The sequence below is a fragment of the Nocardioides sp. Root240 genome (assembly GCF_001428825.1).
Lineage (GTDB): Bacteria > Actinomycetota > Actinomycetes > Propionibacteriales > Nocardioidaceae > Nocardioides.
On sequence record NZ_LMIT01000009.1, the window covers coordinates 276,829 to 302,015 of the forward strand.

Annotated in this window: 26 protein-coding genes; 14 read left to right on the top strand and 12 right to left on the bottom strand. The window is 72.2% G+C overall.

Features of this window, described 5'->3' with window-relative positions:
- Positions 1–373: 373 nt before the first annotated feature.
- Positions 374–973, bottom strand: a complete 600-nt coding sequence (locus tag ASE20_RS09325) for a ClpP family protease (RefSeq protein ID WP_056894279.1) — start codon at positions 971–973, stop codon at positions 374–376.
- The gene (locus ASE20_RS09330; RefSeq protein ID WP_056894280.1) at positions 970–1,596 is read right to left on the bottom strand and encodes a ClpP family protease; all 627 of its coding nucleotides are present in this window, start codon (positions 1,594–1,596) and stop codon (positions 970–972) included. The genes ASE20_RS09325 and ASE20_RS09330 overlap by 4 nt, the downstream gene beginning before the upstream one ends.
- 115 nt (positions 1,597–1,711) lie before the next feature.
- On the opposite strand from ASE20_RS09330, the gene ASE20_RS09335 reads away from it, so the two are divergent.
- From ASE20_RS09335 to ASE20_RS09345, 3 genes are all read left to right on the top strand, one after another.
- A complete protein-coding gene (locus ASE20_RS09335) occupies positions 1,712–2,395 on the top strand; it encodes an SAM-dependent methyltransferase (RefSeq protein WP_082612283.1) in 684 nt (227 codons plus the stop codon).
- A gap of 59 nt (positions 2,396–2,454) precedes the next feature.
- Positions 2,455–3,951: a cellulase family glycosylhydrolase gene (locus ASE20_RS09340; protein ID WP_162260990.1), complete on the top strand. Its 1,497-nt coding sequence runs from the start codon at positions 2,455–2,457 to the stop codon at positions 3,949–3,951.
- Positions 3,952–4,041: 90 nt separating this feature from the next.
- The gene (locus ASE20_RS09345; RefSeq protein ID WP_056894282.1) at positions 4,042–4,881 is read left to right on the top strand and encodes a Bax inhibitor-1/YccA family membrane protein; all 840 of its coding nucleotides are present in this window, start codon (positions 4,042–4,044) and stop codon (positions 4,879–4,881) included.
- A 224-nt stretch (positions 4,882–5,105) separates the two neighbouring features.
- Here ASE20_RS09345 and ASE20_RS09350 read toward each other — a convergent pair whose 3' ends face one another.
- On the bottom strand, positions 5,106–6,128 hold the full coding sequence (locus ASE20_RS09350) for an SGNH/GDSL hydrolase family protein (RefSeq protein WP_082612285.1): 1,023 nt from the start codon (positions 6,126–6,128) through the stop codon (positions 5,106–5,108).
- A 37-nt stretch (positions 6,129–6,165) separates the two neighbouring features.
- Between ASE20_RS09350 and ASE20_RS09355 the strand changes: the two genes are divergently transcribed.
- Together ASE20_RS09355 and ASE20_RS09360 are read left to right on the top strand one after the other, a co-directional pair.
- Positions 6,166–7,551 carry a cystathionine beta-synthase gene (locus ASE20_RS09355; protein ID WP_056894284.1) on the top strand — a complete coding sequence of 462 codons (1,386 nt, stop codon included), beginning with the start codon at positions 6,166–6,168 and terminating at the stop codon, positions 7,549–7,551.
- On the top strand, positions 7,544–8,053 hold the full coding sequence (locus tag ASE20_RS09360) for a GNAT family N-acetyltransferase (RefSeq protein WP_225869026.1): 510 nt from the start codon (positions 7,544–7,546) through the stop codon (positions 8,051–8,053). The genes ASE20_RS09355 and ASE20_RS09360 overlap by 8 nt, the downstream gene beginning before the upstream one ends.
- A gap of 10 nt (positions 8,054–8,063) precedes the next feature.
- Here ASE20_RS09360 and ASE20_RS09365 read toward each other — a convergent pair whose 3' ends face one another.
- Positions 8,064–8,459 carry a low affinity iron permease family protein gene (locus ASE20_RS09365; RefSeq protein WP_056894285.1) on the bottom strand — a complete coding sequence of 132 codons (396 nt, stop codon included), beginning with the start codon at positions 8,457–8,459 and terminating at the stop codon, positions 8,064–8,066.
- A 14-nt stretch (positions 8,460–8,473) separates the two neighbouring features.
- Positions 8,474–9,424, bottom strand: coding sequence for a GNAT family N-acetyltransferase (locus tag ASE20_RS09370; protein WP_157538408.1), 951 nt, complete (start codon positions 9,422–9,424; stop codon positions 8,474–8,476).
- Between the two features lie 104 nt (positions 9,425–9,528).
- Between ASE20_RS09370 and fdxA the strand changes: the two genes are divergently transcribed.
- Both fdxA and dapC read left to right on the top strand, forming a co-directional pair.
- A complete protein-coding gene (fdxA, locus tag ASE20_RS09375; protein WP_056894287.1) occupies positions 9,529–9,855 on the top strand; it encodes a ferredoxin in 327 nt (108 codons plus the stop codon).
- 12 nt (positions 9,856–9,867) lie between these two features.
- Positions 9,868–10,986: a succinyldiaminopimelate transaminase gene (dapC, locus tag ASE20_RS09380; protein ID WP_056894288.1), complete on the top strand. Its 1,119-nt coding sequence runs from the start codon at positions 9,868–9,870 to the stop codon at positions 10,984–10,986.
- A 130-nt stretch (positions 10,987–11,116) separates the two neighbouring features.
- Here the strand turns inward: dapC and ASE20_RS09385 are convergent, their stop codons facing one another.
- The gene (locus ASE20_RS09385; protein WP_056894289.1) at positions 11,117–11,506 is read right to left on the bottom strand and encodes a hypothetical protein; all 390 of its coding nucleotides are present in this window, start codon (positions 11,504–11,506) and stop codon (positions 11,117–11,119) included.
- Positions 11,507–11,570: 64 nt separating this feature from the next.
- Here ASE20_RS09385 and ASE20_RS09390 point away from each other — a divergent pair, with 64 nt between their 5' ends.
- Positions 11,571–13,484 carry a hypothetical protein gene (locus ASE20_RS09390; RefSeq protein WP_056894290.1) on the top strand — a complete coding sequence of 638 codons (1,914 nt, stop codon included), beginning with the start codon at positions 11,571–11,573 and terminating at the stop codon, positions 13,482–13,484.
- On the opposite strand, the gene ASE20_RS09395 is transcribed toward ASE20_RS09390, so the two are convergent.
- From ASE20_RS09395 to ASE20_RS09420, 6 genes are all read right to left on the bottom strand, one after another.
- Complete coding sequence (locus tag ASE20_RS09395) at positions 13,477–14,436, bottom strand: hypothetical protein (protein ID WP_056894291.1); 960 nt, start codon at positions 14,434–14,436, stop codon at positions 13,477–13,479. The genes ASE20_RS09390 and ASE20_RS09395 overlap by 8 nt on opposite strands.
- 38 nt (positions 14,437–14,474) lie before the next feature.
- Complete coding sequence (dapD, locus tag ASE20_RS09400) at positions 14,475–15,416, bottom strand: 2,3,4,5-tetrahydropyridine-2,6-dicarboxylate N-succinyltransferase (RefSeq protein WP_056894292.1); 942 nt, start codon at positions 15,414–15,416, stop codon at positions 14,475–14,477.
- Between the two features lie 36 nt (positions 15,417–15,452).
- Positions 15,453–15,947: a DoxX family membrane protein gene (locus ASE20_RS09405; RefSeq protein ID WP_056894293.1), complete on the bottom strand. Its 495-nt coding sequence runs from the start codon at positions 15,945–15,947 to the stop codon at positions 15,453–15,455.
- 1 nt (position 15,948) lies between these two features.
- The gene (locus tag ASE20_RS09410) at positions 15,949–16,425 is read right to left on the bottom strand and encodes a DM13 domain-containing protein (protein ID WP_056894294.1); all 477 of its coding nucleotides are present in this window, start codon (positions 16,423–16,425) and stop codon (positions 15,949–15,951) included.
- 108 nt (positions 16,426–16,533) lie between these two features.
- Positions 16,534–17,328, bottom strand: coding sequence for an acyl-CoA thioesterase (locus ASE20_RS09415; protein ID WP_056894295.1), 795 nt, complete (start codon positions 17,326–17,328; stop codon positions 16,534–16,536).
- A gap of 46 nt (positions 17,329–17,374) precedes the next feature.
- A complete protein-coding gene (locus ASE20_RS09420; protein WP_056894296.1) occupies positions 17,375–17,860 on the bottom strand; it encodes a DinB family protein in 486 nt (161 codons plus the stop codon).
- 162 nt (positions 17,861–18,022) lie between these two features.
- Here ASE20_RS09420 and ASE20_RS09425 point away from each other — a divergent pair, with 162 nt between their 5' ends.
- From ASE20_RS09425 to ASE20_RS24250, 6 genes are all read left to right on the top strand, one after another.
- On the top strand, positions 18,023–18,535 hold the full coding sequence (locus ASE20_RS09425) for a hypothetical protein (protein ID WP_157538407.1): 513 nt from the start codon (positions 18,023–18,025) through the stop codon (positions 18,533–18,535).
- 270 nt (positions 18,536–18,805) lie between these two features.
- Positions 18,806–22,042 carry an isoleucine--tRNA ligase gene (gene ileS / locus ASE20_RS09430; protein ID WP_056894298.1) on the top strand — a complete coding sequence of 1,079 codons (3,237 nt, stop codon included), beginning with the start codon at positions 18,806–18,808 and terminating at the stop codon, positions 22,040–22,042.
- A gap of 79 nt (positions 22,043–22,121) precedes the next feature.
- Positions 22,122–22,535, top strand: coding sequence for a PaaI family thioesterase (locus tag ASE20_RS09435; RefSeq protein WP_162260989.1), 414 nt, complete (start codon positions 22,122–22,124; stop codon positions 22,533–22,535).
- A 61-nt stretch (positions 22,536–22,596) separates the two neighbouring features.
- Positions 22,597–23,691 carry a succinyl-diaminopimelate desuccinylase gene (dapE, locus tag ASE20_RS09440; RefSeq protein ID WP_056894299.1) on the top strand — a complete coding sequence of 365 codons (1,095 nt, stop codon included), beginning with the start codon at positions 22,597–22,599 and terminating at the stop codon, positions 23,689–23,691.
- Positions 23,688–24,416, top strand: a complete 729-nt coding sequence (locus tag ASE20_RS09445; protein WP_056894300.1) for a TIGR00730 family Rossman fold protein — start codon at positions 23,688–23,690, stop codon at positions 24,414–24,416. The genes dapE and ASE20_RS09445 overlap by 4 nt, the downstream gene beginning before the upstream one ends.
- 7 nt (positions 24,417–24,423) lie before the next feature.
- Positions 24,424–25,098 carry a DUF6278 family protein gene (locus tag ASE20_RS24250; RefSeq protein WP_225869025.1) on the top strand — a complete coding sequence of 225 codons (675 nt, stop codon included), beginning with the start codon at positions 24,424–24,426 and terminating at the stop codon, positions 25,096–25,098.
- The last annotated feature ends 89 nt before the right edge of the window (positions 25,099–25,187 follow it).

Genomic DNA, 25,187 nt, shown 5'->3' on the forward strand with positions numbered 1-25,187 from the left:
ACGGACTTCGTCCGCGCCGCCGCTGACGCGGCCGCCCGGCTCGTTCTGGCCTGTTGGGCGTTGGTGACCCCCGTCGTTTGGTCACAGACCGCAGAAAAACCGGCCCGGAATCTGCGGTTCGTGCCCACTCGAGGGGGTCACCACGCACCACCACGCGCCACCACCCCAAGCCGGCCGCAACCCGGCCGCCGGACCCGACCCACGACCCGACTCGTCCGGTCGCTGCCGCCTGCGAACCCCACCACCGACCGACGCAACATCGCGCCGGTGACCCGGAGCGCGGCCCACCGATGCACCACAAGAGCCGGGATGTCTGCGGTTCCTGCCCACTCGAAGGGGGACGAGGACCCGGACGGCTGCCCGACCCGCGGCATCACGCGAGCGCGGGACGCTCCTCGATCACCTGGTCGATCAGCCCGTACTCGCGCGCCGCGGCCGCGGTGAACACCCGGTCGTGGTCGGTGTCCGCGCGCAGCCTGGCGACGTCCTGCCCCGTGTGCCGCGACAGGATCCGCTCGATGTCGGCGCGCACCCGGACCACCTCGTCGGCCTGGAGGATCAGGTCGGGGATCGGACCGCGGCCGCTGGCCGCGGGCTGGTGGAGCACGACCCGGGCGTGGGGGAGCGCCGATCGCTTGCCGGGGGCGCCGGCGGCGAGGAGCACCGCTCCGACGGCGACGGCCTGGCCGACGCAGGTGGTGGCGACCTGCGGCCGGATGTACTGCAGCGTGTCGTGGACGGCGAGCATCGCGCTCGGGTCGCCGCCCTCGCAGTTGATGTAGAGCTGGATGTCGCGGTCGGGGTTGTCGGCCTCGAGGAAGAGCAGCTGCGCGACGAGGGCGTTCGCGACGCCGGCGTCGATCGCGGTGCCGAGGTAGACGACGCGCTCGGTCAGCAGGTGCGAGTAGACGTCCATGACCCGCTCGCCGCGCGGGTGCTGGGCGATGACGTTGGGGATCGTGTAGCTGCTCATCGTGCACCCGCTGCGAACGTGCCGAGACCGACGGTACGACGCACCGTCGTCGCCACGGCGTGGAAGGAGTCGACCACCTCGTCGACGAAGCCGTACTCGAGGGCCTCGGTCGCGGTGTACCAGCGGTCGCGCAGCGAGTCCTCGAAGACCCGCTCGATCGGCTGGCCGGTGTCCTCGGCGATCAGGCCGAGCACGGTGTCGCGCATGTGCCGAAGATCCTCGGCCTGCAGCTCGACGTCGGCCGCGGTGCCGCCGATCCCGGCGGAGCCCTGGTGCATCAGGATCCGGGCGTGGGGGAGGGCCCGGCGCTTGCCCGGCGTACCGGACGACAGCAGGAACTGCCCAGCGCTGCAGGCGATGCCGAGCGCGAGGGTGGAGACGTCGCAGGGCACCAGCCGCATCACGTCGCGGATGGCGAGCATCGCCGGCACCGAGCCGCCGGGTGAGTGGATCCACAGGGCGATCTCGGAGGCCGGGTCCTCGGCGGCGAGGCCCAGGAGCTGGGTGGCCAGGACGAGGCCGTTGTCGTCGTCGAGCGCGCCGTCGAGCACGAGCACGCGTTGCTGGTGGAGCTCGCGCCGACGGCGGTCGTCGAACATCCGTGGGCGTTGGTCATCGGTCATGGCGCCACGATGCGTCGCCGTACGACGGCGGACCAGCGGTTGCTGCCCACGGCGGAGACGCGCTGCTCACGGCAGCAGTTGACTTCAGGTCGACCTGAACCGCCACAGTGGACCCATGCAACGTCACGACCACGACCACGACCACCTGTCCGTCGAGACACTCCGCGAGGCACTGACCGCCGGCTTCTGGGACGAGCGCTACGGCGGCAGTGACCGCGTGTGGAGCGGCCGGCCCAACCAGCGGCTGGTCGAGCAGGTCGCCGACCTCGAGCCCGGTACCGCGCTCGACGTGGCCTGCGGCGAGGGCGGCGACGCGATCTGGCTGGCCAAGCAGGGCTGGCGGGTGACGGCGGTCGACGTCTCGCAGGTCGCCCTCGCGAAGGTCGCCGCCCACGCCGAGCAGGAGGGTGTCGACGACCGCCTGCGGCTCGGGTTCTACGACGCCCTCGCCGACCCGCGGCCCGCCGGCCGGCACACGTTCGACCTGGTCACGGTGAGCTTCCTGCACGTGCCGGTCGACGACTTCGGTGCGATCTACCGCGGGATCGCTGCCGCGGTCGCGCCGGGTGGCCGGCTGCTCGTCACCGCCCACCACCCCGAGGACGTCGCCACCGGCGCACGGCACGACCACGGTCCCGGCCTGCTGTTCGAGCCGGACCGGGTGCTCGCGACCCTGGGCGCGGACCAGCCCGACTCGGAGTGGGAGGTCGAGGTCGCGGACACCCCGGACCGGGTGCAGGAGACGGTCGACGGGCCGCTCGCCGTGCGGGACACGGTGGTCCGGCTGCGCCGTCGCTGACCCGCGCCCGCTGCGGCGAGGGGTGACGGAGGTCACTCCCGTCGCGTACCGTGCCGGACGTGCTCCCTGCAACACGTTCTAGTTCGCTGTGCCGTGCCGCCCTGTTGGTCGCCGCCGTGCTCCTCGCGGCCCTCGGCCTGACCGCGACGGCCGCGTCGGCGAGCGCGGCGCCCACCGACGACGACACGCCCCAGCTGCGCAAGCAGGGGCGTTGGCTCGTCGACGAGCAGGGCCGGGTCGTGATCGTGCACGGGTTCAACCTGGTCTGGAAGCTCGACCCGTACGTCCCACCCGCGACCGCGGAGGGCTTCACCGCCGCCGACGCCGACTGGCTGGAGCAGCACGGCTTCAACGGCGTCCGGCTCGGCACGCTGTGGGCGGGGATCACGCCGGACGCACCGGGGGTGGGCGACCCGTCGTACCGCACCGGGTGGCAACGGGTGATGGACCTGCTCGCCGACAAGGGCATCTGGATGCAGCTCGACATGCACCAGGACCAGTTCCACGAGACGTACGGCGGCGAGGGCGTGCCGGACTGGGCGCTGCACCGGCCGCTGGTCCTCGGGCTGCTGCCGCCCGTCAACCTGCCCTTCCCGATGGGCTACTGGACCCCCGAGAACTCGCTGGTCTTCGACGAGTTCTGGGCCAACCGCCACCGCGGCATCGACCACTGGGCGTCGGCCTGGCAGGTCGCCGCCGGCTGGTGGAGGGACCAGCCGTACCTGATGGGCTACGACCTGATCAACGAACCCTGGATGGGTCTGGAGTGGCTCGCCTGCTTCACCGGCGGCTGCCAGAACAGCTACGTCAAGGAGCTGCAGCCGGCCTACGAGAAGGTCACCCGCGCCATCCGTGCGGTCGACGGCGAGAACGTCGTGTGGTGGGAGCCGCAGCAGCTGGCGGCCGGGCGCCCGGTGCCGACGTACCTCGAGCCGATGGCGGGGGAGCAGCAGCTCGGCTACTCGTGGCACAACTACTGCCAGGACGTCTTCCTCGAGTCGCAGGGCCTGCCGTTCGGCAACGTCGAGAACTGCTGGAAGTTCAGCCAGGAGCGCACGACCACCGCGCTCGCGCAGGCCGCGCGGATCAGCGCCGCGCCGATGATGAGCGAGTGGGGCGCGACCGACAACCTCCGCGCCGTCGAGATCGACGCGGCGGTCGCCGACCGCAACCTGATGGGCTGGACGCACTGGGCCTACAAGCAGTGGCAGGACCCGACCACCGCCGACGACGCGCAGGGGATGTTCCACGACGACTCCGACCTCGGCTCGGTCAAGGCCGACAAGCTGCGCGTCCTGGTCCGCACCTACGCCCAGGCCACGGCCGGAACGCCCCTCGCGATGGACTTCGACGCGACCACCGGCGCCTTCTCCTACCGCTACCGCTCGAACGCCGTCGACGCCCCGACCGAGATCTTCGTCAGCCCGCTCCACTACCCGCACGGGTACGACGTCGCGGTCACCGGCGGCTCGTGGGCGCCCGGCACGGACGGCCGGATCGAGGTGCGGCCCGACGTACCCGGGCAGGAGGTGGGGGTGCGCATCTCCGCCCGCTGAATTCCGGGAACCATTCGCCAGCACCGGGCGTTCCATCAGCATCAGGCCCCTAGACTGGGGTCCTCGACCTATCGCTGTGCGGAGGAGATCATGCAGAGCAACAACCCGGTGTTCCGGCGCTCCGAGGAGTTCACCCGGAGCGGTGCCGGCGCCTACCAGCAGTTCGGCCAGCCCCAGTACGGCGGCCAGCCGGGCTACCCGGCCCCGCCCGCCCCCGTCCAGCAGAGCGGCCGGATGACGATCGACTCCGTCGTCCAGTCGACCGCGATCACGCTCGGCATCACGATCGTCGCCGCCGCGGCGACGTGGTTCCTCACCCCCGACATCGACAGCACCGAGGCGATCAGCACCCTCTCGGGCATCATGATCGTCGGTGCCGGCGCGGCGTTCATCCTGTCGCTGGTCAACTCGTTCAAGCGGGTCATCAGCCCCGCCCTGGTCATGGCGTTCGCCCTGGCCGAGGGTGTCGCGCTCGGTGGCCTGAGCAAGTTCTACGACGCTGCCTACGGCTCGGACGCCTCCGGCATGGGCGGCATCGTCGTCCAGGCGGTCGTCGGCACCTTCGCCGCCTTCGGTGGCACGCTCGCGGCCTACAAGTTCTTCGACATCAAGGTCGGCCAGAAGTTCCGCACCTTCGTCATCGCTGCGATGTTCGGCATGGTCGCGCTCAGCCTGATGGAGGTCGTCCTCGGCCTCTTCGGCAACGGCGTCGGCCTGTTCGGCGACGGCAAGCTCGGCCTGCTGTTCGCGGTCGGCGGCCTGGTGCTCGGTGTGTTCATGCTGATCCTCGACTTCGACTTCGTCGAGCAGGGCATCGCCAACGGCCTGCCGGAGCGCGAGTCGTGGCGGGCCTCGTTCGGCCTGCTCGTCAGCCTGGTCTGGATCTACACCAACCTGCTCCGGATCCTCGCGATCCTCCAGCAGGACTGATCCCTGTCGTACGACGGCCCCGGCCCACCTCGGTGGGCCGGGGTCGTTCGGTTTTTCCGGCCCTCCTGCTGCTCTCGTGGCACACCTGTCGCGGTGGCTCCGGCGGCCGCGCGTAGCCGACCGACCCCCGGCGCGAACGTCACCACCGGACCAACCGCAGCGTGGTGCGGAGAATCCGCGACGCGACTCATGGAGACGTCGCAGGAGTCGGCCTCCGGAGCGGGTCAGTCCGCGGCCGGGACGCTCTCGTGCTCGGCAGGCGCCTCGCCCGGGACGTGCTGGCGGCTGCGGCGGTGGCGCAGCTCGACCCACAGGCCGCGTACGCCGGCGCGACGGCCGGCGATCTCGGTGCCGTCGAGCTCGGTGCCGGGCTCCTTGACGGCCTGGACGGCCGCACGGGTGACGGGCAGCACGCCCTCGCCGCGGAAGGCCTCCAGCCCGACCTCCTCGGCCGGCGCCTGCTCGAGCGCGGCGAGCACGGAGGGGATCAGCACGTCGGCGAGGCGGCGGTAGCCCTCGGCGGAGGGGTGGAACTGGTCGGGGCCGAACAGCAGCGCGGGCGCGGCCGCGAACTCCGGGCCCAGGACGTCGCCGAGCGACACGGTCCGGCCGCCCTCCTCGATCACCGCGATGGTCTGCGCGGCGGCGAGCCGGCGCGACCACGAGCGCGCGACCTGGCGCAGTGGGGGAGCGATGGGCTGGATGGTGCCGAGGTCGGGGCAGGTGCCGACGACGACCTTCGCGCCGGAGCCCATCAGGCGTCGTACGCCCTCGGAGAGGTAGCGCACCGACTGCGAGGGCCGCATCGTGTGGGTGACGTCGTTGCCGCCGATCAGGATGACCACGGCCTCGGGCTCGATCGGCAGTGCGCGCTCGACCTGCGATGCGAGGTCGGACGACTTCGCGCCGACGACGCAGAACTCGCGCAGGTAGACGCGGCGGTCGGCGTGCTCCGCGATCGCCGAGGCGATCAGCGCACCGGGTGTCTCCTCGACGCGCTCGGCGCCGTAGCCGGCCGCGCTGGAGTCGCCGAGCAAGGCGATCCGGATCGCCGGACCGGGTCGGCCGCGGCCGTACCAGCCGGTGGCGTCCGGCGGCGGCTCCTCGCGAGCGGGGCCGATCGTCTTGCGCGCCAGCCGGGCCTCGGCGGTCAGCACGCCGTAGAGGCCTGCGCCCAGCGCGGAGAGCCCGCCCCCGCCGTAGAGCGCGGCGGAAGCGAGCTTGCGGGCTGCGGACGCCTTGCTCACGGCGGCAACTCTACGGATCCACCGATACGGTGTCCGCATGGAGTACGTCGAGTCCCTGCTGGAGCTGATCGGCAACACCCCGCTGGTCCGGCTCAACCGTTCCCTCGACCTGCCAGCCGACGGACCGTTGGTGCTGGCCAAGGTGGAGTACCTCAACCCCGGCGGTTCGGTGAAGGACCGGATCGCCACCCGGATGATCGAGGCCGCCGAGGAGTCCGGCGCCCTCAAGCCCGGCGGCACGATCGTGGAGCCCACGTCCGGCAACACCGGCGTCGGGCTGGCGATGGTGGCCCAGCAGAAGGGCTACCACTGCATCTTCGTGTGCCCTGACAAGGTGAGCGAGGACAAGCGCAACGTCCTCAAGGCCTACGGCGCCGAGGTGGTCGTCTGCCCGACGGCCGTCGCCCCCGAGCACCCCGACTCCTACTACAACGTGTCCGACCGCCTCGCCAGCCAGCCGGGCGCGTGGAAGCCCGACCAGTACTCCAACCCGCACAACCCGCGCTCGCACTACGAGGAGACCGGACCCGAGCTCTGGCGCCAGACCGAGGGCCGGATCACCCACTTCGTCGCGGGTGTCGGCACCGGCGGCACGATCTCCGGCATCGGTCGCTACCTCAAGGAGCAGAACGCCGAGGTCCAGGTCGTCGGCGCCGACCCGGCCGGCTCGGTCTACTCCGGCGGCACCGGCCGCCCCTACCTCGTCGAGGGCGTCGGCGAGGACTTCTGGCCCGAGACCTACGACCGCGAGATCGCGGACCGGATCATCGAGGTCTCCGACGCCGACTCGTTCGCCTTCACCCGCCGCCTGGCCCGCGAGGAGGCGATGCTCGTCGGCGGTTCCTCCGGCATGGCCGCCTACGCCGCGCGCCAGCTCGCGCAGGAGCTCGCTGCCGAGGGGCGCAACGACGCCGTGATCGTGGTCCTGCTGCCCGACTCGGGCCGCGGCTACCTCAGCAAGGTCTTCAACGACGACTGGCTGGCCCAGTACGGCTTCAGCAACGGACAGGCGCAGCCGACCCGGTCGATCGGGGAGGTCCTGAGCCACAAGACCGGCGGGCTGCCCGCGCTGGTCCACACGCACCCCAACGAGACCATCGCCGAGGCGGTCGGCATCCTGCAGGAGTACGGCGTCTCGCAGATGCCCGTCGTCCGCGCGGAGCCGCCGATCGTGGCCGCCGAGGTCGCGGGCTCCGTCTCCGAGCGGGCGCTGCTCGATGCGCTGTTCACGGGCAAGGCCCGGCTCAGCGACGCGGTCGAGGACCACATGTCGGCCGCGCTGCCGACGATCGGCTCGACCGAGGAGGCCACCGCCGCCGTACCCCTGCTGGAGTCGGCGGACGCAGTGCTCGTGCACGAGGACGGCAAGCCGGTCGGCGTGCTGACCCGCCACGACCTGCTGAGCTTCCTGGCGCGTGGCTGACGCAGGCCCGGGCCTGCCGGCCGGTGTCCGGCACGCGAGGCCGGAGGACGTCCCCGACGTCCTCCGGCTGATCCGTGGGCTCGCCGACTACGAGCGCGAGCCCGACGCGGTCGAGACCACGGAGGACGACCTCCAGCGCTGGGTGTTCGGCGACGACCCGGTCGCCAACGTGCTGGTCGCGGAGTCCGCGCCCGGCGGCCCGGTCGTCGGCATGGCGCTGTGGTTCCGCACGTACTCGACGTGGACCGGCGTGCCGGGTATCTACCTCGAGGACCTGTACGTCGACCCGCAGGCCCGCGGCACCGGCCTGGGCAAGGCGCTGCTGGCCGCGCTCGCCCGGATCGCCGTCGACCGCGGCTACCGCCGCGTGGAGTGGGCGGTGCTCGACTGGAACACGCCGTCGATCGAGTTCTACGAGAGCCTCGGCGCCTGCCCGATGCAGGAGTGGTCGACGTACCGGCTGACGGGCGAGGCGCTCACGGAGCTGGGCCGCACGGACTGACCCCGCCGGGTCAGTGGCGCTCCTCGAGGCCGACGGCCTCGCGCAGCCGCCGCACCGACGCACCGAGCTCGCCGGACTCGTCGGGCTGGTGGGCCATCAGGTCCGAGAGCGCCTCGGCGATCACGTTGAGCTTCTCCTGCGACGCCTCCTCGCCGCGCCGCCCGGCGTTCTCGAGCAGCACGAGGAGCAGCAGGGACAGGATCGAGGATCCCGTGTGCAGCCCGAGCTCCCACTTGGTCGTGCTGGCCCACAGCGGCTTGCTCAGCCCCCACAACGCCAGCGCCACGACGATGACGCCGAAGAAGGGCGCCCTGCTGATCCGGTGGTTGATGGCGTCGACGAACACCTCGAACCGGCCGGGGCCTCGCGTGCCGTGCCGGGACTCGCTCGCGGGATTGCTCTCCATGTCCGGAGGCTACGTCAGTGGACCGGCCCCGGCGCGTAGTAGCGGCAGGTGTGGTGGGGTGTGAACCCGAGCGCGTCCCAGAACGCGAGTCCGGCGTCGTTGGCGGTCTCGACGTGCAGCCACACCGTGAGCGCACCCTGCTCGGCGCCCCACTCCAGGAGCTCGGAGAGGACGTCGGTCGCGAGCCCGCGCCGGCGGTGGCCGGGATCGACGGTCAGGCCGTAGATGCCGAGCCAGTCGCCGTCGATCGTGGCCTGGGCCTCGGCGAGCGGGTCGCAGCCGGTGCCGATCGTGGCGAGGGCGCGGGCGCCGGTGACGGCCAGCTCGGGCGCGTGTCGCTGGCGGGGGAGGGCCCGCCGGACCCTCGAGACCGCGGCGAGGCGCAGCTCGGACTCGCCGTACCCGAGCGGTTGCCAGCCGAGTTCCTGCAGCCCGGCCTCGACGTCGGAGCCGGCCTCCAGCTGGATGAGCGGGTCGCGCGAGCGGGCGGCGTAGAACTCCCGCACCTGCGCGGCCGCCTCGGCCAGCGGTACGCCGGGGTCGCCGATCGCCAGGCAGGAGTTGGCGCGCTTGCGGAGCACCGTCGCCCCGGAGGGCTGGCAGCGCAGCTCCCACTCGCCGAGGGGCAGGCGCTCGAGGTCGGGCCAGAGCGCGCCGGTGCGGGCCTCCGCCTCGCGCACGCCGACCCGCTGGCGCACCGACGGCCGCGGCGGGACCGGCTTGCCGGAGACGATGTCGGTGACCGGGATCGCCACCGGCTCGCCGGACTCGGGCTGCACGACGCAGCGGCCGTCGGCCCACGACGTGCAGACGCCGAGGACGTCGGTGAAGGCGGGGCCGCCGGTCGGACCGGTCTCGCCGTGCACCAGTCGCCGGACGACGACGCGCTGGCCCACGACGTGGGGACCGAGCAGGTGCTGGCCGGGACGGTGTCCATCTTCGGGGGGTCTGCGAGCGTCGGACACGATCGGGATACTAGGCTGCCCCTCGACACGAAACCCCTTCGTTATCGGGCGCCGTCGTGTCGGCATGCCAAGCCCCAGTTGAAGTCCTGGTCCAGGAGGAACCGATGACCTACATCATCTCGCAGCCGTGCGTCGATGTTAAGGACCGTGCGTGCGTCGACGAGTGCCCGGTCGACTGCATCTACGAGGGCAAGCGGATGCTCTACATCCACCCCGACGAGTGCGTCGACTGCGGTGCCTGCGAGCCGGTCTGCCCGGTCGAGGCGATCTTCTACGAGGACGACGTTCCGGAGGAGTGGAAGGACTACTACGACGCCAACGTCAAGTTCTTCGACGACCTCGGCTCGCCCGGCGGTGCCGCCAAGATGGGCGAGATCGACAAGGACGCCGAGTTCGTCGCTGCGCTCGACCCGCAGAACCAGGACCACTGAGTCCTTCCTGCGATGGTGGAGGCCTCGAAACCCGTCTCGGGTCGGCTGCCCGACTTCCCGTGGGACAAGCTGACGCAGTACGCCGCCACGGCGCGCGCGCACGCTGACGGGATCGTGGACCTGTCGATCGGTACGCCGGTCGACCCCACCCCCGAGGTCGCGCGCCGCGCCCTGGCGGAGGCAGCGGACTCGCCCGGCTACCCGCTCACCGTCGGCACCCCCGAGGTCCGCCAGGCCGTCGTCGACTGGCTCGCCGGCACGCACGGCGCCACCGGCATCGGCACCGACCAGGTGCTGCCGCTGATCGGGTCCAAGGAGTTCATCGCCTCGCTGCCGACCTTCCTCGGGCTCGGCCCCGGCGACGTGATCGGCTACCCCGAGCTGGCCTACCCGACGTACGAGGTCGGGGCCGCGCTGGTCGGCGCCCAGGCCGTCGCCACGGACTCCCTGACCACCTTCGGTCCCGAGACGCCGACGCTGCTCTGGATCAACTCGCCCTCGAATCCGTCGGGCCGGGTGCTCCCCAAGGAGCACCTCAAGAAGGTCGTCGACTGGTGCCGCGAGCGGGGCGTGCTGCTCGTCTCCGACGAGTGCTACCTCGACTGCGTCTGGGAGGGTGAGGCCTACTCCGTCCTGCACCCCGACATCTGCGGCGGCTCCTCCGAGGGCATCCTCGTCGTCCACTCGCTGTCGAAGCGCTCGAACCTCGCCGGCTACCGCTGCGGCTTCGTCGCCGGCGACCGCGCGGTGATCGCGGAGCTGCTCGCCGTCCGCAAGAACCTCGGCCTGATCATGCCCGGCCCCGCCCAGCACGCGATGGCCGCCGTGCTCGGCGACGAGGCGCACGTCAAGGAGCAGCACGAGCGCTACCTCGCCCGTCGCACCAGGCTCCGCGCGGCGCTCGAGGCCTCGGGCTACACGATCGACCACTCCGAGGCCTCGCTCTACCTCTGGACGACCAAGGGCCCCGACGGTCCCGGCGCCTGGGAGCTCGTCGCCGAGCTCGCCGAGCTGGGCATCCTGGTCGCGCCCGGGGCGTTCTACGGCGCCGCCGGCTCGCACCACGTGCGGATCGCGCTGACCGCGACCGACGAGCGGATCGACGCCGCGGTCGCGCGCCTGACGGCCTGACCACCGGCGTGACCACTCAGCTCGCTCGCTTGTAACTCGGTGTCCGTGCGTCCACCACGGTGTCCTGACCGGTCACGACACCGTGGCAGTGCACCCGAACACCGAGTTACAAGCCGCCGACGCCGGGCGGCTACGCCGGGATCGTCGCGAGCACCCCGAGCATGTGGTTCATCACCGCCAGGTGCTCGGCGGCCGGGCTGAACATGACGAGCTCGGCCTCCTCCTCGACCCGCACGGTGTGGCCTGCGGGCCAGTGGACGACCTCGCCGGCCGTGCAGCGCTCGGTGCTGCCGTCGCCGTAGGTCACGACCACGACGCCGCGCACGACGTAGCCCCAGTGGGCGGCGAAGCAGAGGCCGTCGTCGAGGCCGGCGAGCAGGGGAGCGACGTCGACGCCGGTCGCGAGGACCAGGTGCTCGGCGGCGAGGGTGCCGTAGGCGGTGCCGAACTCACCCTGGTGGCGGGCGACGGCGCCGAGGGCGTTCATCTTGACCGGGAGGTCGGTGGTGGTGGCGTGCATGGCGTTTCCTCTCCTCGGGAGCTGTTCACCCCTGAGGCGTGACAACCGGTGTCACAATGCGACAGTGAGCCCCGAGGACCTCGAGAGGCAGGCACTGGAGCGGTACGCCGCCGGTGACCTCGAGGGCTCGGTCGCCGCCTGGGAGGCCGTGTACGACGCCGAGCTGGTCGCCGGGCGCGACGAGGCCGCGGCCCGGGCCGCCGCGCTGGTCGCGCTGAACCTGCTCTGCGAGACCGGGCTGATGGCGCCGGTGCGTGGCTGGGTGGCGCGGGCGCGCCGGCTGGTGGCCGACGCCGAGCCGGGCCCGGTGCACGCGCTGCTCGCGGTCATCACGACCTACGAGCGCTTCCTCTCGGGCGACCCGGCCGCGGCGCTCGCGCCGGCGCGGGAGGCCGTGGAGCTGGGGGAGCGCTTCGGCGTGGACCCCGCGCGCGGGCTGGGTCGGGTGGCGGTGGCCCGGCTCGCGTTGCACGCCGGCGACCTGGACGGCGGGTTCGCGCTGCTCGACGAGCTCGCGGTGGACCTCGGCGCCGGCCGCTTCGACCCGCTGACGACCGGCAACGTCTACTGCGAGCTGATCTGCGCGGCGCAGTGGCTGGGCCGCCACGACCGGGCGCGTGAGTGGACCGAGGTGATGGATCGCTGGCGCGAGGGCCCGGCGTTCGGCGCGACCCACGGCCGTTGCCGCGTGCACCGCGCGGAGCTGCTCCGGATCTCCGGGCCGGCCGACGTCGCCGAGGACGAGGCGCTCGCCGCGTGCGACGAGCTGCGGCCGTGGCTGCGCCGTGAGCTGGGCTGGCCGCTGGTCGAGCTGGGCACGATCCGGCTGCGCCGGGGTGACCTCACCGGGGCGGAGGAGGCCTTCCGCGAGGCCCACCAGCGCGCCTGGTCCCCGCAGCCGGGCCTCGCCCTGCTCCGGCTCGCGCGCGGCGACCTCACCGGCGCCGCCGCGATGATCCGCAACGAGATCGCCCACCCCAGCGACGTGCCGTGGAAGGAGCGCCCGCCCTTCGGCGACCTGCGCCTGGTGCCGTTGCTGGCCGCCCGGTCCGAGATCGCCGCCGCGTCGGGAGACCGCACGGAGGCGGAGCAGGCCGCCGACGAGCTGGCGCGGATCCAGGCCACCTACCCGAGCCAGTCCCTGGCCGCCGAGGTCGCCCTCGCGCAGGCGCGTGCCGCGTTGCTCGCGGACGACCCGGCGACGGCGATCGGTGCCGCGACCGCCGCCGTCGCGACGTGGACCGACCTCGACGCCCCGTACGACGCCGCAGGCGCCCGGGTCGTGCTCGGCGCCGCCCACCACGCCCTCGGCGAGGCCGACCTGGCCCGGCTGGAGTGGGAGGCGGCGGCCGACGGGTTCGTGAGGTTCGGGGCGCCCGGTCGTGCCGCGGAGGTGGCCGCGCTGCTCGGCGAGCAGCTCACCCCGGCCGCGACGGCCCACCGGAGCGCCTCGCTGGTCAAGGAGGGCGACCGCTGGCGGATCGCCCACGGTGGCACCGAGGCGTGGCTCCCCGACCTCAAGGGCGTGCACCTCCTGGCCGCGCTCCTGGCCTCCCCCGGCCGGGAGGTGACGGCGCTCGACCTGGCCGGTGCGGGCGTGGTCGAGAGCGGGCTGCCGGTGCTGGACGAGGAGGCGCGGGCGTCGTACCGGCGGCGGCTGGTGGAGGTCGAGGACGACCTCGCCGAGGCCGAGCGCGACCATGACGAGGCCCGGCGGGAGCTGGCGGAGCGGGACCGGGAGTACCTGCTCGCCGAGCTCAGCGGCGCCCTCGGTCTCGGGGGCCGGCACCGGGTGGTCGGCGGCACGGCGGAGCGGGCCCGCACCAGCGTCACCCGGTCGCTGCGCTACGCGCTGGCCCGGATCGCGGAGGCCCATCCCGAGCTGGGCGGTCACCTCGACCGCGCGGTGCGCACCGGCACCTGCTGCAGCTACGTGCCGGACCCGATCGCCCCGCTGGCGTGGGAGATCGTCACCTGAAGACGTCGACGTGGACGTGGTCGCGGTGCTCGAGGATCTTGATGTCGCCGGACGACGACGGCGGGTCGTAGTCGCGCCAGCCGTCACGGCCGGCGGTCCAGATCCGGTCGTCGAAGATGACCGTGCGGATGTCGAGGCGGGCGGCGTTGGCGACCGACCAGTGGGCGATGGCCCAACCCTTGACCTTGTTGGTGGCGTTGATCGGCCGAACGAACACGTCGATGGCGCGGCCGTCGTAGTGGGCCGAGCCCTCCATGTGGCCGCTGTTGACACCGTCGGCGTCGAAGCCGCCGAGGGAGAGCCGCCCGAAGGCCTCGAGCAGCTCCTTGCGGGTCGCGTCGGCGCGCGGGGTGAGGCCGGTGCCGGTGAGCTCGGTGTCGGCCGAGGGCGCGCCGCCGTCGAGGTCGCAGCTGAAGCTGGCGGGGGAGAAGCCGGTCAGGGACGAGGCCAGGGCGCGCCCGTCCTCCTCGTGGTCGGCGTACGCGTCCGGGAAGGCCGAGCGCTGCACGTGCTGCGCGGCGACGGTGATCTCCATGTTCTCGTAGCCGTCGACCTTCGCGAGCGCGTCGTAGAAGGCGTTGGTGGCGTGGACCGGGTCGAGGATCTGCTCGCGCGTGCCCCAGCCCTGCGAGGGCCGCTGCTGGAACAGCCCGAGGGAGTCGCGGTCGCCGTAGTCGATGTTCTCCAGCTTCGACTCCTGGTACGCCGTGGCGAGCGCGATCGACGCCGCTCGCGCGGGCATGCCGCGGCGCACCGCGATCGAGGCGATCAGGGCGGCGTTCTCGGCCTGCTCGGCGCTGACCTCGACCGTCGCACCGGACACGGTGGCGGTGCAGTCGCCGCTCGGGCCGCCGACGATGGCGTCGGTGGCCTTGAGCACGGCGATCCCGACCGCCGCGACCGTCGCCGCGACGGCGAGGCCCACGACGACCGTGGTGGCGTACCGCTTCACGTCACCCAGTGTCCGAGGTCGGGAAAAACGCAGCTGCGTCAGTTGGCGTGCAGCGCCGCGTTGAGGGCGATGCCCTCGCCCTGCCACGGAACGGCCTCGATGGCGCCCGACACGGAGTTGCGGCGGAACAGCACGTTGCTGGCTCCGGACAGCTCGGCGGCCTTGATGACGCGGGCGTCCTTGCCGGGCTCGACCACGGTGACCTTGGTGCCGGCGGTGACGTAGCAGCCGGCCTCGACGACGCAGTCGTCGCCGAGCGAGATGCCGATGCCCGCGTTGGCACCGAGCAGGCAACGCCGGCCCACCGAGATGACCTGCTTGCCGCCGCCCGACAGGGTGCCCATGATCGAGGCGCCGCCCCCGACGTCGGAGCCGTCACCGACGACGACGCCGGCCGAGATCCGGCCCTCGACCATCGACGTGCCGAGCGTGCCGGCGTTGAAGTTCACGAAGCCCTCGTGCATGACGGTCGTGCCGGCGGCGAGGTGCGCGCCCAGGCGCACCCGGTCGGCGTCGGCGATGCGTACGCCCGCCGGGATCACGTAGTCCACCAGGCGGGGGAACTTGTCGACGCCGTACACGGTGACGTGCTGGCCGGCGGCCTGCAGCCGGGCGCGGGTCAGCTCGAAGCCGTCGACGGCGCACGGACCGGCGGAGGTCCACACGACGTTGGTGAGCAGGCCGAAGATGCCCTCGAGGTTCTGCCCGTGCGGCGCGACGAGGCAGTGCGAGAGCAGGTGCAGGCGCAGCCACAGCTCGACGGTGTCGGCCGGCGCGGCCCCCAGGTCGGCGATCTCGACGAGGTTGACCTTGCGGGTGACGTTGCGTGCCTCGTCGGCGCCCTCGAGCGCGACCAGGTCGGCGGGCGCCTGCGCGTCGGCGGGCTTGTCGCCCAGCGCCGGAGCGGGGAACCAGGTATCGAGGACGGTCTCACCGTCGGCGGCGTACGTCGTCAGGCCGAAGCCCCATGCGGCAGTCACGGTGGTCCATCCTAGGGTGCGCCTCGACCGGCGGTGTCACAGCCACCGGCGCCACGACGCGTCGGTCCGGCGGCGCAGCGACGGCACCACCCGGAGGGCCAGCGACGTCACGGAGAAGCGACCGGCCTGCGCCGGGACGGCGACGACGAGCACGGACAGCCCGAGCATGACCGGGTACTGGTCGATCAGCTGGTCCGCGCTCCAGTACGACAGCAGCGCCAGCGTGGAGTTGACGGCCGCCGGCAGCGTCAGCACGCCGGCGATCAGGCCGAGGCCCAACGCCGTCTCGAGCAGCGGCATCAGGAAGCCGAACAGCTCGGCCTGCGGTCCCAGCACGTGCTCGGCGAAGGCGGCGAAGTAGTCGGGCACCCGGGTGTTGGCCGCGGCGCCGTCGGCCACCAGGTGGATGTCGGCGCTGCCGAACCCGGCCCGGTACTTGGTGATCCCCTCGTTGAGCCAGAGCCCGCCGAGGGCGACGCGGGCGGCGCCGGCGAGGACCGGCACCACCCACGTCCGGAGGGCGGCGGGCATGTCAGGCGAGCGGCGCGGCGCCGAAGACGGCCTTGGCCTTGTCGCAGTGGATCACCACGTCGGTGTACGACCCGGGGTCGATGCCGTCCAGCGTGAAGGACTGCGACGCCTCGTCGTACGCGATGGCGTCGACCTCCTTGCCGGCGCTCACGGCCGCCTCGTCGGTGCCGTTGGTGAGGTAGACGTGGAGGTCGGGCCCCTCGTCGGAGGAGAAGCCGGCGAGGCTGACCGCGTCGGCCGTCACGGTCACGGTTCCCGCCACCGACTTGCCGTTGAGTCCCTCGAACGTGCCGGTCCGTTCGCCGGTGCTGGTGTCGGTGCTGGTGTCGGTGTCGGCGCTGGTGCCGGTCGACGGGCTGGTCGTCGCCCCGGTCGAGCTCTCGGCGGTGCTGGACGTGTCGCCGTCGTCGCTGCCGCACGCGCTCAGCGTGAGCGCCGCGGTCAGGAGGACGACGCTGGTCAGGTTGCGGATCCGCATGGGGGTTCTCCTCTGTCGATGCCGGTGGGCGTCGTCGACAGTAGGAGCTGTGGAGGCCGCAGAGGGGCCGCAAACCTTACGACCCCGTGACGCCTGCGAGCCGCCGCGTCAGCCCTCGGCGAGGATCGCCAGCTGGCGGCTCTGCGCGATCAGGCGGCCCTGCTCGTCCCAGAGCTCGACGTCCTCGTCGTGGTAGCCCGCGATGACGTGGCGGGTGGTCACGTGGCCCAGTGCCCAGACGGTCTCGGGACGGCGGCGGTAGTGGACGGTCAGCTGGATCGTCGCCGAGGCGAGGTGCCCGATCTCGGCGGTCACCGGCGGGAAGGCGTCGGTCATCGCGCCCGCGAGCAGCGCGTCGACGGGCCGCCCGTCGACCGCGCGGATCCAGCAGATCGACTCGGTGACGCCGCTCGGCTCGCCCCGCAGCCAACCGGCCACGACCGGCGCGCGGTAGCTGTAGCGGTCGAGGATCGGCACCATGCCGCCGGGGATCAGCACGCTCGCGTCCGCACACTCCTCCGGCCGGGGTACGGCGGGCGCCGTGTGCGGCGTGTGCTCCGTGGTCCCCGCGGCGTCCCAGTCGTGCGTGCTGACGACCGCGTGCGCGACCTCCTTCTCGCCCTGGACCAGCACCGCGTCGTAGGTCGAGACGCGGCGGCCCTTGCGCACCTCGCGGACCCGGATGTCGGCCGGGCCCGGCAGCGCGGGCCGGAAGTAGGTGATCGAGATGCTGAGCGCGTCGGGGTGGGCCGACTCCTGCAGCACCGCGTGCTGCAGCAGGGCCAGGACGTAGCCGCCGTTGGGCGTCTGGTTGGCGGTGTTCCAGTCGGCGGTGACCTGGACGCGGTGCACGCCGTTGCCGAGGGGCTCGGACGCGACCGCGTCGTCGAGGAGGTGGCTCACCGGTCCATCGTGCCGGAGGACCGGCGAGCGCACGACGTGGCCGTGGTCACTCGCCGGTGGCGCCGTCGATGCACTCGCGCAGCAGGTCGGCGTGGCCGCAGTGCCGGGCGTACTCCTCGACCATGTGGACCAGGATGTCGCGCACGCTCGCCGTGTCGGTGCCGCTCCGGAAGGTGACCACCTGGCCCATGCCCTCGTCGGTGACCGAGTCGAGCCACTGGTCGGCCAGCGCGACCTGCTCGCGCCACGACGCCCATGCGAGGCTCACGGCCTCCTCGGTCGGCTCGACCTGGGCGAAGCCGGCGTCGCCGTCGTCGTCGTGCAGGCGATCACCGTCGACCTCCACCAGCGCCCGCTGGAACCAGAAGTGCTCGACCCGCGCCAGGTGGCGCACCAGCCCGAGCAGGCTCATCGAACTCGGCGGCACCGAGCGGCTGGCGAGCTGCTCGGGGGTGAGGCCGGCGCACTTGCGCTCGAGTGTCTCGCGGTAGTGGGAGAGGTAGTCGCGGTAGTTCGCCAGCTCGCCGGTCATGGCCTCACCGTAGGTGCACGTCGGTCAGCCGTACCTCGAGCGGCTCCGACAGCAAGTGTCGGATCTCCTTCCTCCGGGTGGCGCGGAGTCGCTAGCGTGCGCCGTGCCGGAGCCCGGGAACGGCGGAACTCGAGACGGAAACACTGCAACAGAGGTGGAGACATGGGGACCTTTTTCTCGCGCCGGACGAAGCGCACGGTGGGACGAGCGGCCGCGGTGGCGCTGGTGGTGGGCTCGGTCGGTGCGCTGAGCGCGGCACCGGCCTCGGCGGCGACGCAGAACGGGTGCTCGTGGAGCGTCCCGAAGCCGTCGGTCGTCGACGGCAAGGCCAACTTCAAGCTCGTCGTGACGTGCACGACCACGATGAAGTTCGGCACGACGCCGATGCGCGAGGTGGTCTTCGACCTGGTCGGTGACGACGTTTCCTTCGACGACACGATCAAGTGGGGCTGGAAGGAGATCCCGAACTCCGGGACCTACACCTTCGACATCAAGGGCTGGCCCTGCAACGAGGACGCGATCGGCAACGACGAGATCTACGTGCGGGTGCACACGGGCACCCGCACCGCCGCCCAGATCGGCGCGGCGGCCACCCAGGGCGGCCTCAAGCCCGGCCAGGGCTACAAGATGGCGGCCTGGACCGTCGGCGCCACGGCGTCCGGCGCCTGTCGCTAGCGACCCAGCGGAACGGGAGCCCCAGCGGGCTCCCGTTTCGTGGTCGGGGCGGGTGCGCCGTACCCTTGGACCACAGCGTTCGAGCCGTCATCAGCGGCGAGCTCCGGGAAGAAAGCCTCGTGCACCGGCAGGGGGCAAGTAGAACCCGGCGGGCAGGCCCGTCACAGCCGTAAGGAGCGGTCGTCCCGAGGTCGGGGGCGGCAAGCGAGGTGGTACCGCGGCAGACGTCGTCCTCGTGTCAGGACCGACGACGCAGGAGACCACAGGCCGATGACCTATCCGAAGGTCAGCACCGACCCCACCACCGACTCCCGACCGGCAGCCGCCGTGCCCGGCTCCCCGCGCTTCCCGGAGATCGAGGAGCGGATCCTGGCCTACTGGGCCGAGGACGACACCTTCCGGGCGTCGGTCGAGCAGCGCGACCCCGGCGCAGGAGGCGAGAACGAGTTCGTCTTCTACGACGGCCCGCCGTTCGCCAACGGCCTGCCGCACTACGGCCACCTGCTGACGGGCTACGTCAAGGACATCGTGCCGCGCTACCAGACGATGCGCGGCAAGCGCGTGGAGCGCCGCTTCGGCTGGGACACCCACGGCCTGCCGGCCGAGCTCGAGGCGATGCGCCTCAACGGCATCAAGACCACCGACGAGATCGTCGAGATGGGCATCGACAAGTTCAACGACGCCTGCCGGGCGTCGGTGCTCAAGTACACCGGCGAGTGGCGCGACTACGTCACCCGCCAGGCCCGCTGGGTCGACTTCGACAACGACTACAAGACCATGAACCCCGAGTTCATGGAGTCGGTGCTGTGGGCCTTCAAGAGCCTGTTCGACAAGGGCCTGGTCTACGAGGGCTTCCGCGTCCTGCCGTACTGCTGGAACGACGAGACGCCGCTCTCGAACCACGAGCTGCGGATGGACGACGACGTCTACCAGATGCGCCAGGACCCGGCCGTCACGGTCGGCTTCGAGATCACCGGTGCCAACGAGCGGGCGGGCGACCTCGTGGGCGCGAAGCTGCTGATCTGGACCACGACGCCGTGGACCCTGCCCAGCAACCTCGCCGTCATGGTGGGCTCCGACATCGACTACGTCGTGGCGGAGCACGAGGGACAGCGGCTCGTGCTCGCCGAGGCCCGGCTGGCGGCGTACGCCCGCGAGCTCGGCGACGAGCCGACGATCGCGTGGCGGGGCAAGGGCTCCGACCTGCTGGGGCTGACCTACGCGCCGCCGTTCTCCTACTACGCCGGCCACGAGAACGCCTTCCGCGTTGTCGCCGCCGACGAGGCCGTCACGACGACCGACGGCTCCGGCCTGGTGCACAGCGCCGGCGCCTTCGGTGAGGTCGACAAGGAGGTCACCGACCGCGAGGGCATCGAGCCGGTCATGCCGGTCGGCAAGGACGGCCGGTTCACCCACCCCGTCGCCGAGTACGCCGGCATGCTGGTCTTCGACGCGAACCTCCAGATCATCGACGACCTCAAGAACACCGGAGGCGCGGTCACGCCCGGCACGGTCCTCTTCCGTCGCGAGACCTACGACCACTCGTACCCGCACTGCTGGCGCTGCCGCGAGCCCCTGATCTACAAGGGCGTGAGCAGCTGGTTCGTCGAGGTCACCGCGATCAAGCAGCGGATGGCCGAGCTCAACCAGGACATCCGCTGGGTGCCGGAGCACATCAAGGACGGCCAGTTCGGCAAGTGGGTCGACAACGCCCGCGACTGGTCGATCACCCGCAACCGCTTCTGGGGCTCGCCCGTGCCGGTGTGGAAGTCGGACAGCGAGGAGTACCCGCGGATCGACGTCTACGGCTCGTTCGAGGAGATCGAGCGCGACTTCGGCCGCCTGCCGCTCAACGCGCAGGGCCTCCCGGACCTGCACCGTCCGTGGGTCGACGAGCTGACCCGCCCGAACCCGGACGACCCGACCGGGCAGTCGACGATGCGCCGCGTCTCCGACGTGCTGGACGTGTGGTTCGACTCCGGCTCGATGTCGTTCGGGCAGGTGCACTACCCGTTCGAGAACGCCGAGTGGTTCGAGCAGCACTTCCCGGCCGACTTCATCGTCGAGTACATCGGCCAGACCCGCGGCTGGTTCTACACGCTGCACATCCTGGCGACCGCGCTCTTCGACAAGCCGGCGTTCTCCTCGTGCATCAGCCACGGCATCGTGCTCGGCTCCGACGGCAACAAGATGTCGAAGTCGCTGCGCAACTACCCCGACGTGGCCGAGGTGTTCGACCGCGACGGCGCCGACGCGATGCGCTGGTTCCTCATGGCGAGCCCGATCCTGCGCGGCGGCAACCTCGTGGTGACCGAGCAGGGCATCCGCGACGCCGTGCGCCAGGTGATGATCCCGCTCTGGAACACCTGGTACTTCTTCTCGCTCTACGCCAACGCCGAGCAGTACGACGCCGCGGGGCGCACGGACTCCACCGACCCCCTGGACCGGTACCTCCTCGCCAAGACGCGCCAGTACGTCGAGAAGCTCACCTCCGAGCTCGACGACTACGCCATCGCGGACGCCTGCGAGACCACCCGGACCTTCCTCGACGTGCTGACCAACTGGTACGTCCGGCGCTCGCGCGAGCGGTTCTGGGAGGGCAAGCCGGAGGCCTTCGAGACCCTGGCCGCCGTGCTCGACGTCGTCTGCCGGGCCATCGCGCCGCTGCTGCCGCTGACGACCGAGGAGATCTGGCGCGGCCTGACCGGCGGTCGCTCGGTCCACCTCGCCGACTGGCCGGACGTGTCCGCGCTCCCCGCGGACGACTCGCTCGTCGCCGCGATGGACCAGGTCCGCGAGGTCTGCTCGTCGACGTCCGCGCTGCGCAAGGCCGCCAAGCTGCGCAACCGCCTGCCGCTGGCTGGTCTGACCGTCGTGGTGGCCGACCCGGCCGCCCTCGAGCCCTTCTCGGCAATCGTCGCCGACGAGCTCAACGTCAAGGCGGTGCGCCTGCTGGCCGCGGACTCCGACGAGGCCGCCGGCTACGGCGTCGAGCAGAAGCTCACCGTCAACGCCCGCGCTGCCGGCCCGCGCCTCGGCAAGGACGTCCAGCTCGCGATCAAGGGCTCCAAGTCCGGCGACTGGTCGGTCTCCGCCGACGGCGTCGTGACTGCCGGTGGGCTGGCCCTGGTCGAGGGCGAGTACGCCCTGGAGACGGTCGTCGGTGACGCTGCGGAGGGCGTCGCCACCGCCATGCTCCCGTCGGGCGGCTTCGTCGTCCTCGACACCGTGGTCACGCCGGAGCTGGCCGAGGAGGGCGTCGCCCGTGACCTGGTCCGGGCGGTCCAGCAGCTGCGCCGCGACTCCGGGCTCGAGGTGACCGACCGGATCGAGCTCGTGGTCGGCGGTACGCCGGCGGTCCTCGCCGCGGCCCGCGCCCACGAGGGGCTCATCGCTGGCGAGACGCTCGCGACGTCGTACTCCGTGGGGGAGCAGACCCCGTCCGGCGCGACCGAGGTCGTCGTCGGTGACGGCGAGAAGGCGGCCCTGCTGCTCGCCATCGCCTGAGCCGCCTGCGCATCCCGGCCGGCCGGTCATGACCCCCGAGGTCATGGCCGGCCGGCCTGCTTCTCCTGACCATGGACGCATGCACACGCTCGCCCGTACCTGGATCGACGATGTCCTGGCCGGTTCCCCGGTCACCCGCGCCCTCGGCATCGAGGTGGTCGCGGCCGCGCCCGAGGAGGTCACCCTCCGCCTGGCCTTCCGCCACGACCTGACCACCGTCCCCGGCGTCCTGCACGGCGGGGTGGTCGCCACGCTGGTCGACGTCGCGGGCGCCGCGGCCTCAGCCTCCGGCCTCACCCCGGGCGACGCCGCCACGGGCGGCGCCACCACCCAGCTCGACGTCTCGTACGCCGGCGCGGCCGGCTCCGACCTCACCGCCACGGCGACGGTGCTGCGTCGTACCCGGTCGGCGACGCACAGCCAGGTCGTCGTCCGCGACCTCGACGGCGAGGTCGTCGCACTGGCGCAGGTGACCAGCCGCATCTTCCACTGACCCGGCGCCCGGCCCGCGGGGCTGCGCCGGCCGTCACGGCACGGCTGGTTGACTAGCACCCGTGCCCGCCATCGACCTCCACGCCGACGTCGTCACCCTGACCCGCCAGCTCGTCGACATCGAGTCCGTGAGCCGTGACGAGCAGGAGATCGCCGACGCGGTCGAGGCCGCCCTGCAGGCTCTGCCGCACCTCACGCTCACCCGCCGTGGCCACACGATCGTCGCGCGCACCGACCTCGGCCGGCCCAGCCGGGTCGTGATCGCCGGCCACCTCGACACGGTGCCGGTCAACGACAACATGCCGAGCCGGCTCGACGAGGCCGCCGGGATCCTGCACGGCCTCGGCACCTGCGACATGAAGGGCGGCGACGCGGTCATCCTCAAGCTCGCGGCCACCGTCACCGAGCCGGTGCACGACGTGACCTACGTGCTCTACGAGGCCGAGGAGATCGACTCGGCCTACAACGGGCTGCGCCTGCTGGGGGAGTCCGACCCCGAGCTGCTGCAGGCCGACTTCGCGATCCTGATGGAGCCGTCGAACGCCGGCGTCGAGGCGGGCTGCCAGGGCACGCTCCGCGTCGACGTGCGCACGACGGGCGAGCGCGCCCACTCGGCCCGCAGCTGGCGCGGCGTGAACGCCATCCACGGGGCGGCCGAGGTGCTGGCCCGCCTCAACGGGTACGTCGCCCGCAAGCCGGTCATCGACGGCCTCGAGTACCACGAGGGTCTCAACGCGGTCGGGATCCGCGGGGGAGTCGCGGGCAACGTGATCCCCGACGAGTGCGTGGTCACGGTCAACTTCCGCTTCGCGCCGGATCGCTCGGAGGCCGACGCCCTCGCGTTCGTCGAGGAGTTCTTCGACGGCTTCGCGATCACGCTGACCGACTCCGCGCCGGGCGCCCTGCCGGGTCTGGAGCGCCCGGCCGCCCAGGCCTTCATCGACGCGGTCGGAGGTGACGTGAACCCGAAGTTCGGGTGGACGGACGTCGCCCGGTTCACGGTGCTCGGCGTGCCGGCGGTCAACTACGGTCCGGGTGACCCGATGCTGGCCCACAAGCAGGACGAGCACGTGGAGACCGCGCAGATCGAGCGGTGTGAGCAGCAGCTGCGGGCGTGGCTGCTGGGCCAGTCCGACGACACGGAGGAGCACTCATGACGAGGCGCAGCAGTCCCGGCCCCCGACCCAGCAAGGGACGCCCGGAGGGCTCCACCACCGACCAGCGGCTGCTCGACAGCCGCGGCGACGGCGGCTGGGTCCACACCGACACCTGGCGGGTGCTGAAGATCCAGGCCGAGTTCGTCGAGGGCTTCAACGACCTCGCGGAGGTGGGTCCGGCGATCTCGGTGTTCGGGTCCGCGCGGATCCCGGCCACGCACCCGGCGTACGACATCGGCGTGCGCGTCGGTGCGGCCCTGGCCGGGGCCGGCTTCGCGGTCATCACCGGCGGTGGCCCGGGCGCGATGGAGGCCGCCAACAAGGGCGCGATGGAGGCCGGCGGCGAGAGCATCGGCCTGGGCATCGAGCTGCCGTGGGAGGCCAAGCTCAACGACTACGTCGGCTTCGGGCTCAACTTCCGGTACTTCTTCGTCCGCAAGATGATGTTCGTGAAGTACTCCCAGGGCTACGTCGTGCTGCCCGGCGGCCTCGGCACCCTCGACGAGCTGTTCGAGGCCATGACGCTCGCCCAGACGCTCAAGATCACGCAGTTCCCGATCGTCTTGATGGGCGTCGAGCACTGGCAGGGACTGATCGACTGGATGCAGGGCTCGATGCTCGAGGACGCGCGCATCAAGCAGACCGACCTCGACATGCTCACCCTGACCGACGACGTCGACGAGGCCGTCGCGCTCATGGTCGCGGCCCGCGAGCGGCACCAGTGAGGCAGCGGTGTCCGATCCGATGATGTGGGTGTTCGCGGTCCTCGTCGTGCTCGCCATGGGCGGGGTCGCGATGCTGGCGGCCGGGCACGGCGAGCCGATGGTGCCGTCCTACGACGACCGGCCGGACGCCCTCGTGCCCGCCCACCGTCCGGTCGGCGCCGGCGACCTGCGCAAGGTCCGCTTCTCCCTGGCCCTCCGCGGCTACCGGATGTCCGAGGTCGACGCCCTGCTCGCGCGCCTCGCGTCCGAGATGGAGGCCGGGCGCCCGGCCGACGCGGTGGCCCAGCCGGAGCTCGCGGAGCCCGGCGCTGCCGTGCGCACCACGGCCGAGGAGTGGGCGCTGGCGCACCCCGCCGGCACCGACATCCTCGACTTCTCGACCGAGAGCGTCGACCAGGTCGAGTCCTTCCTCGACCAGTGGTCGCGCCGCCCCGACCGCAGCGACGCCGCCGACAACGAGGACGTCTGGGCCGCCGGCGCGTACGTCGGCGAGATCATCGTCCGCACCGTCCCGGGAGCGCGCTGGGTGGAGCACCCGGACCACGCGCCGGTTCCCGTGGTGGTGATGCCCTCGGGCGCGCTGGAGAACCCCATCGGTCGGGCCCGCGCTCGCTACGAGGGTGACGAGGGCGACAGCATCGCGGCGTACCTCGATGCGACTCTCGCCGCCGAGCGCGTGTGAGCCATGGAGGCCCTGAGCGGTCGAAACACCGAGGGTCGCTGCAAGCATCGTGTGGCATGGGCGATAATGGTCCGGCGCACAGTCGGGTG

Excerpts from the sequence above, each read along its gene's own strand:
- ASE20_RS09325 (WP_056894279.1), bottom strand. The coding sequence starts at position 973 with ATGAGCAGCTACACGATCCCCAACGTCATCGCCCAGCACCCGCGCGGC.
- ASE20_RS09330 (WP_056894280.1), bottom strand. The coding sequence starts at position 1,596 with ATGACCGATGACCAACGCCCACGGATGTTCGACGACCGCCGTCGGCGC.
- ASE20_RS09335 (WP_082612283.1), top strand. The coding sequence starts at position 1,712 with ATGCAACGTCACGACCACGACCACGACCACCTGTCCGTCGAGACACTC.
- ASE20_RS09345 (WP_056894282.1), top strand. The coding sequence starts at position 4,042 with ATGCAGAGCAACAACCCGGTGTTCCGGCGCTCCGAGGAGTTCACCCGG.
- ASE20_RS09355 (WP_056894284.1), top strand. The coding sequence starts at position 6,166 with ATGGAGTACGTCGAGTCCCTGCTGGAGCTGATCGGCAACACCCCGCTG.
- ASE20_RS09365 (WP_056894285.1), bottom strand. The coding sequence starts at position 8,459 with ATGGAGAGCAATCCCGCGAGCGAGTCCCGGCACGGCACGCGAGGCCCC.
- fdxA (WP_056894287.1), top strand. The coding sequence starts at position 9,529 with ATGACCTACATCATCTCGCAGCCGTGCGTCGATGTTAAGGACCGTGCG.
- dapC (WP_056894288.1), top strand. The coding sequence starts at position 9,868 with ATGGTGGAGGCCTCGAAACCCGTCTCGGGTCGGCTGCCCGACTTCCCG.
- ASE20_RS09385 (WP_056894289.1), bottom strand. The coding sequence starts at position 11,506 with ATGCACGCCACCACCACCGACCTCCCGGTCAAGATGAACGCCCTCGGC.
- ASE20_RS09405 (WP_056894293.1), bottom strand. The coding sequence starts at position 15,947 with ATGCCCGCCGCCCTCCGGACGTGGGTGGTGCCGGTCCTCGCCGGCGCC.
- ASE20_RS09410 (WP_056894294.1), bottom strand. The coding sequence starts at position 16,425 with ATGCGGATCCGCAACCTGACCAGCGTCGTCCTCCTGACCGCGGCGCTC.
- ASE20_RS09420 (WP_056894296.1), bottom strand. The coding sequence starts at position 17,860 with ATGACCGGCGAGCTGGCGAACTACCGCGACTACCTCTCCCACTACCGC.
- ASE20_RS09425 (WP_157538407.1), top strand. The coding sequence starts at position 18,023 with ATGGGGACCTTTTTCTCGCGCCGGACGAAGCGCACGGTGGGACGAGCG.
- ileS (WP_056894298.1), top strand. The coding sequence starts at position 18,806 with ATGACCTATCCGAAGGTCAGCACCGACCCCACCACCGACTCCCGACCG.
- ASE20_RS09435 (WP_162260989.1), top strand. The coding sequence starts at position 22,122 with ATGCACACGCTCGCCCGTACCTGGATCGACGATGTCCTGGCCGGTTCC.
- ASE20_RS09445 (WP_056894300.1), top strand. The coding sequence starts at position 23,688 with ATGACGAGGCGCAGCAGTCCCGGCCCCCGACCCAGCAAGGGACGCCCG.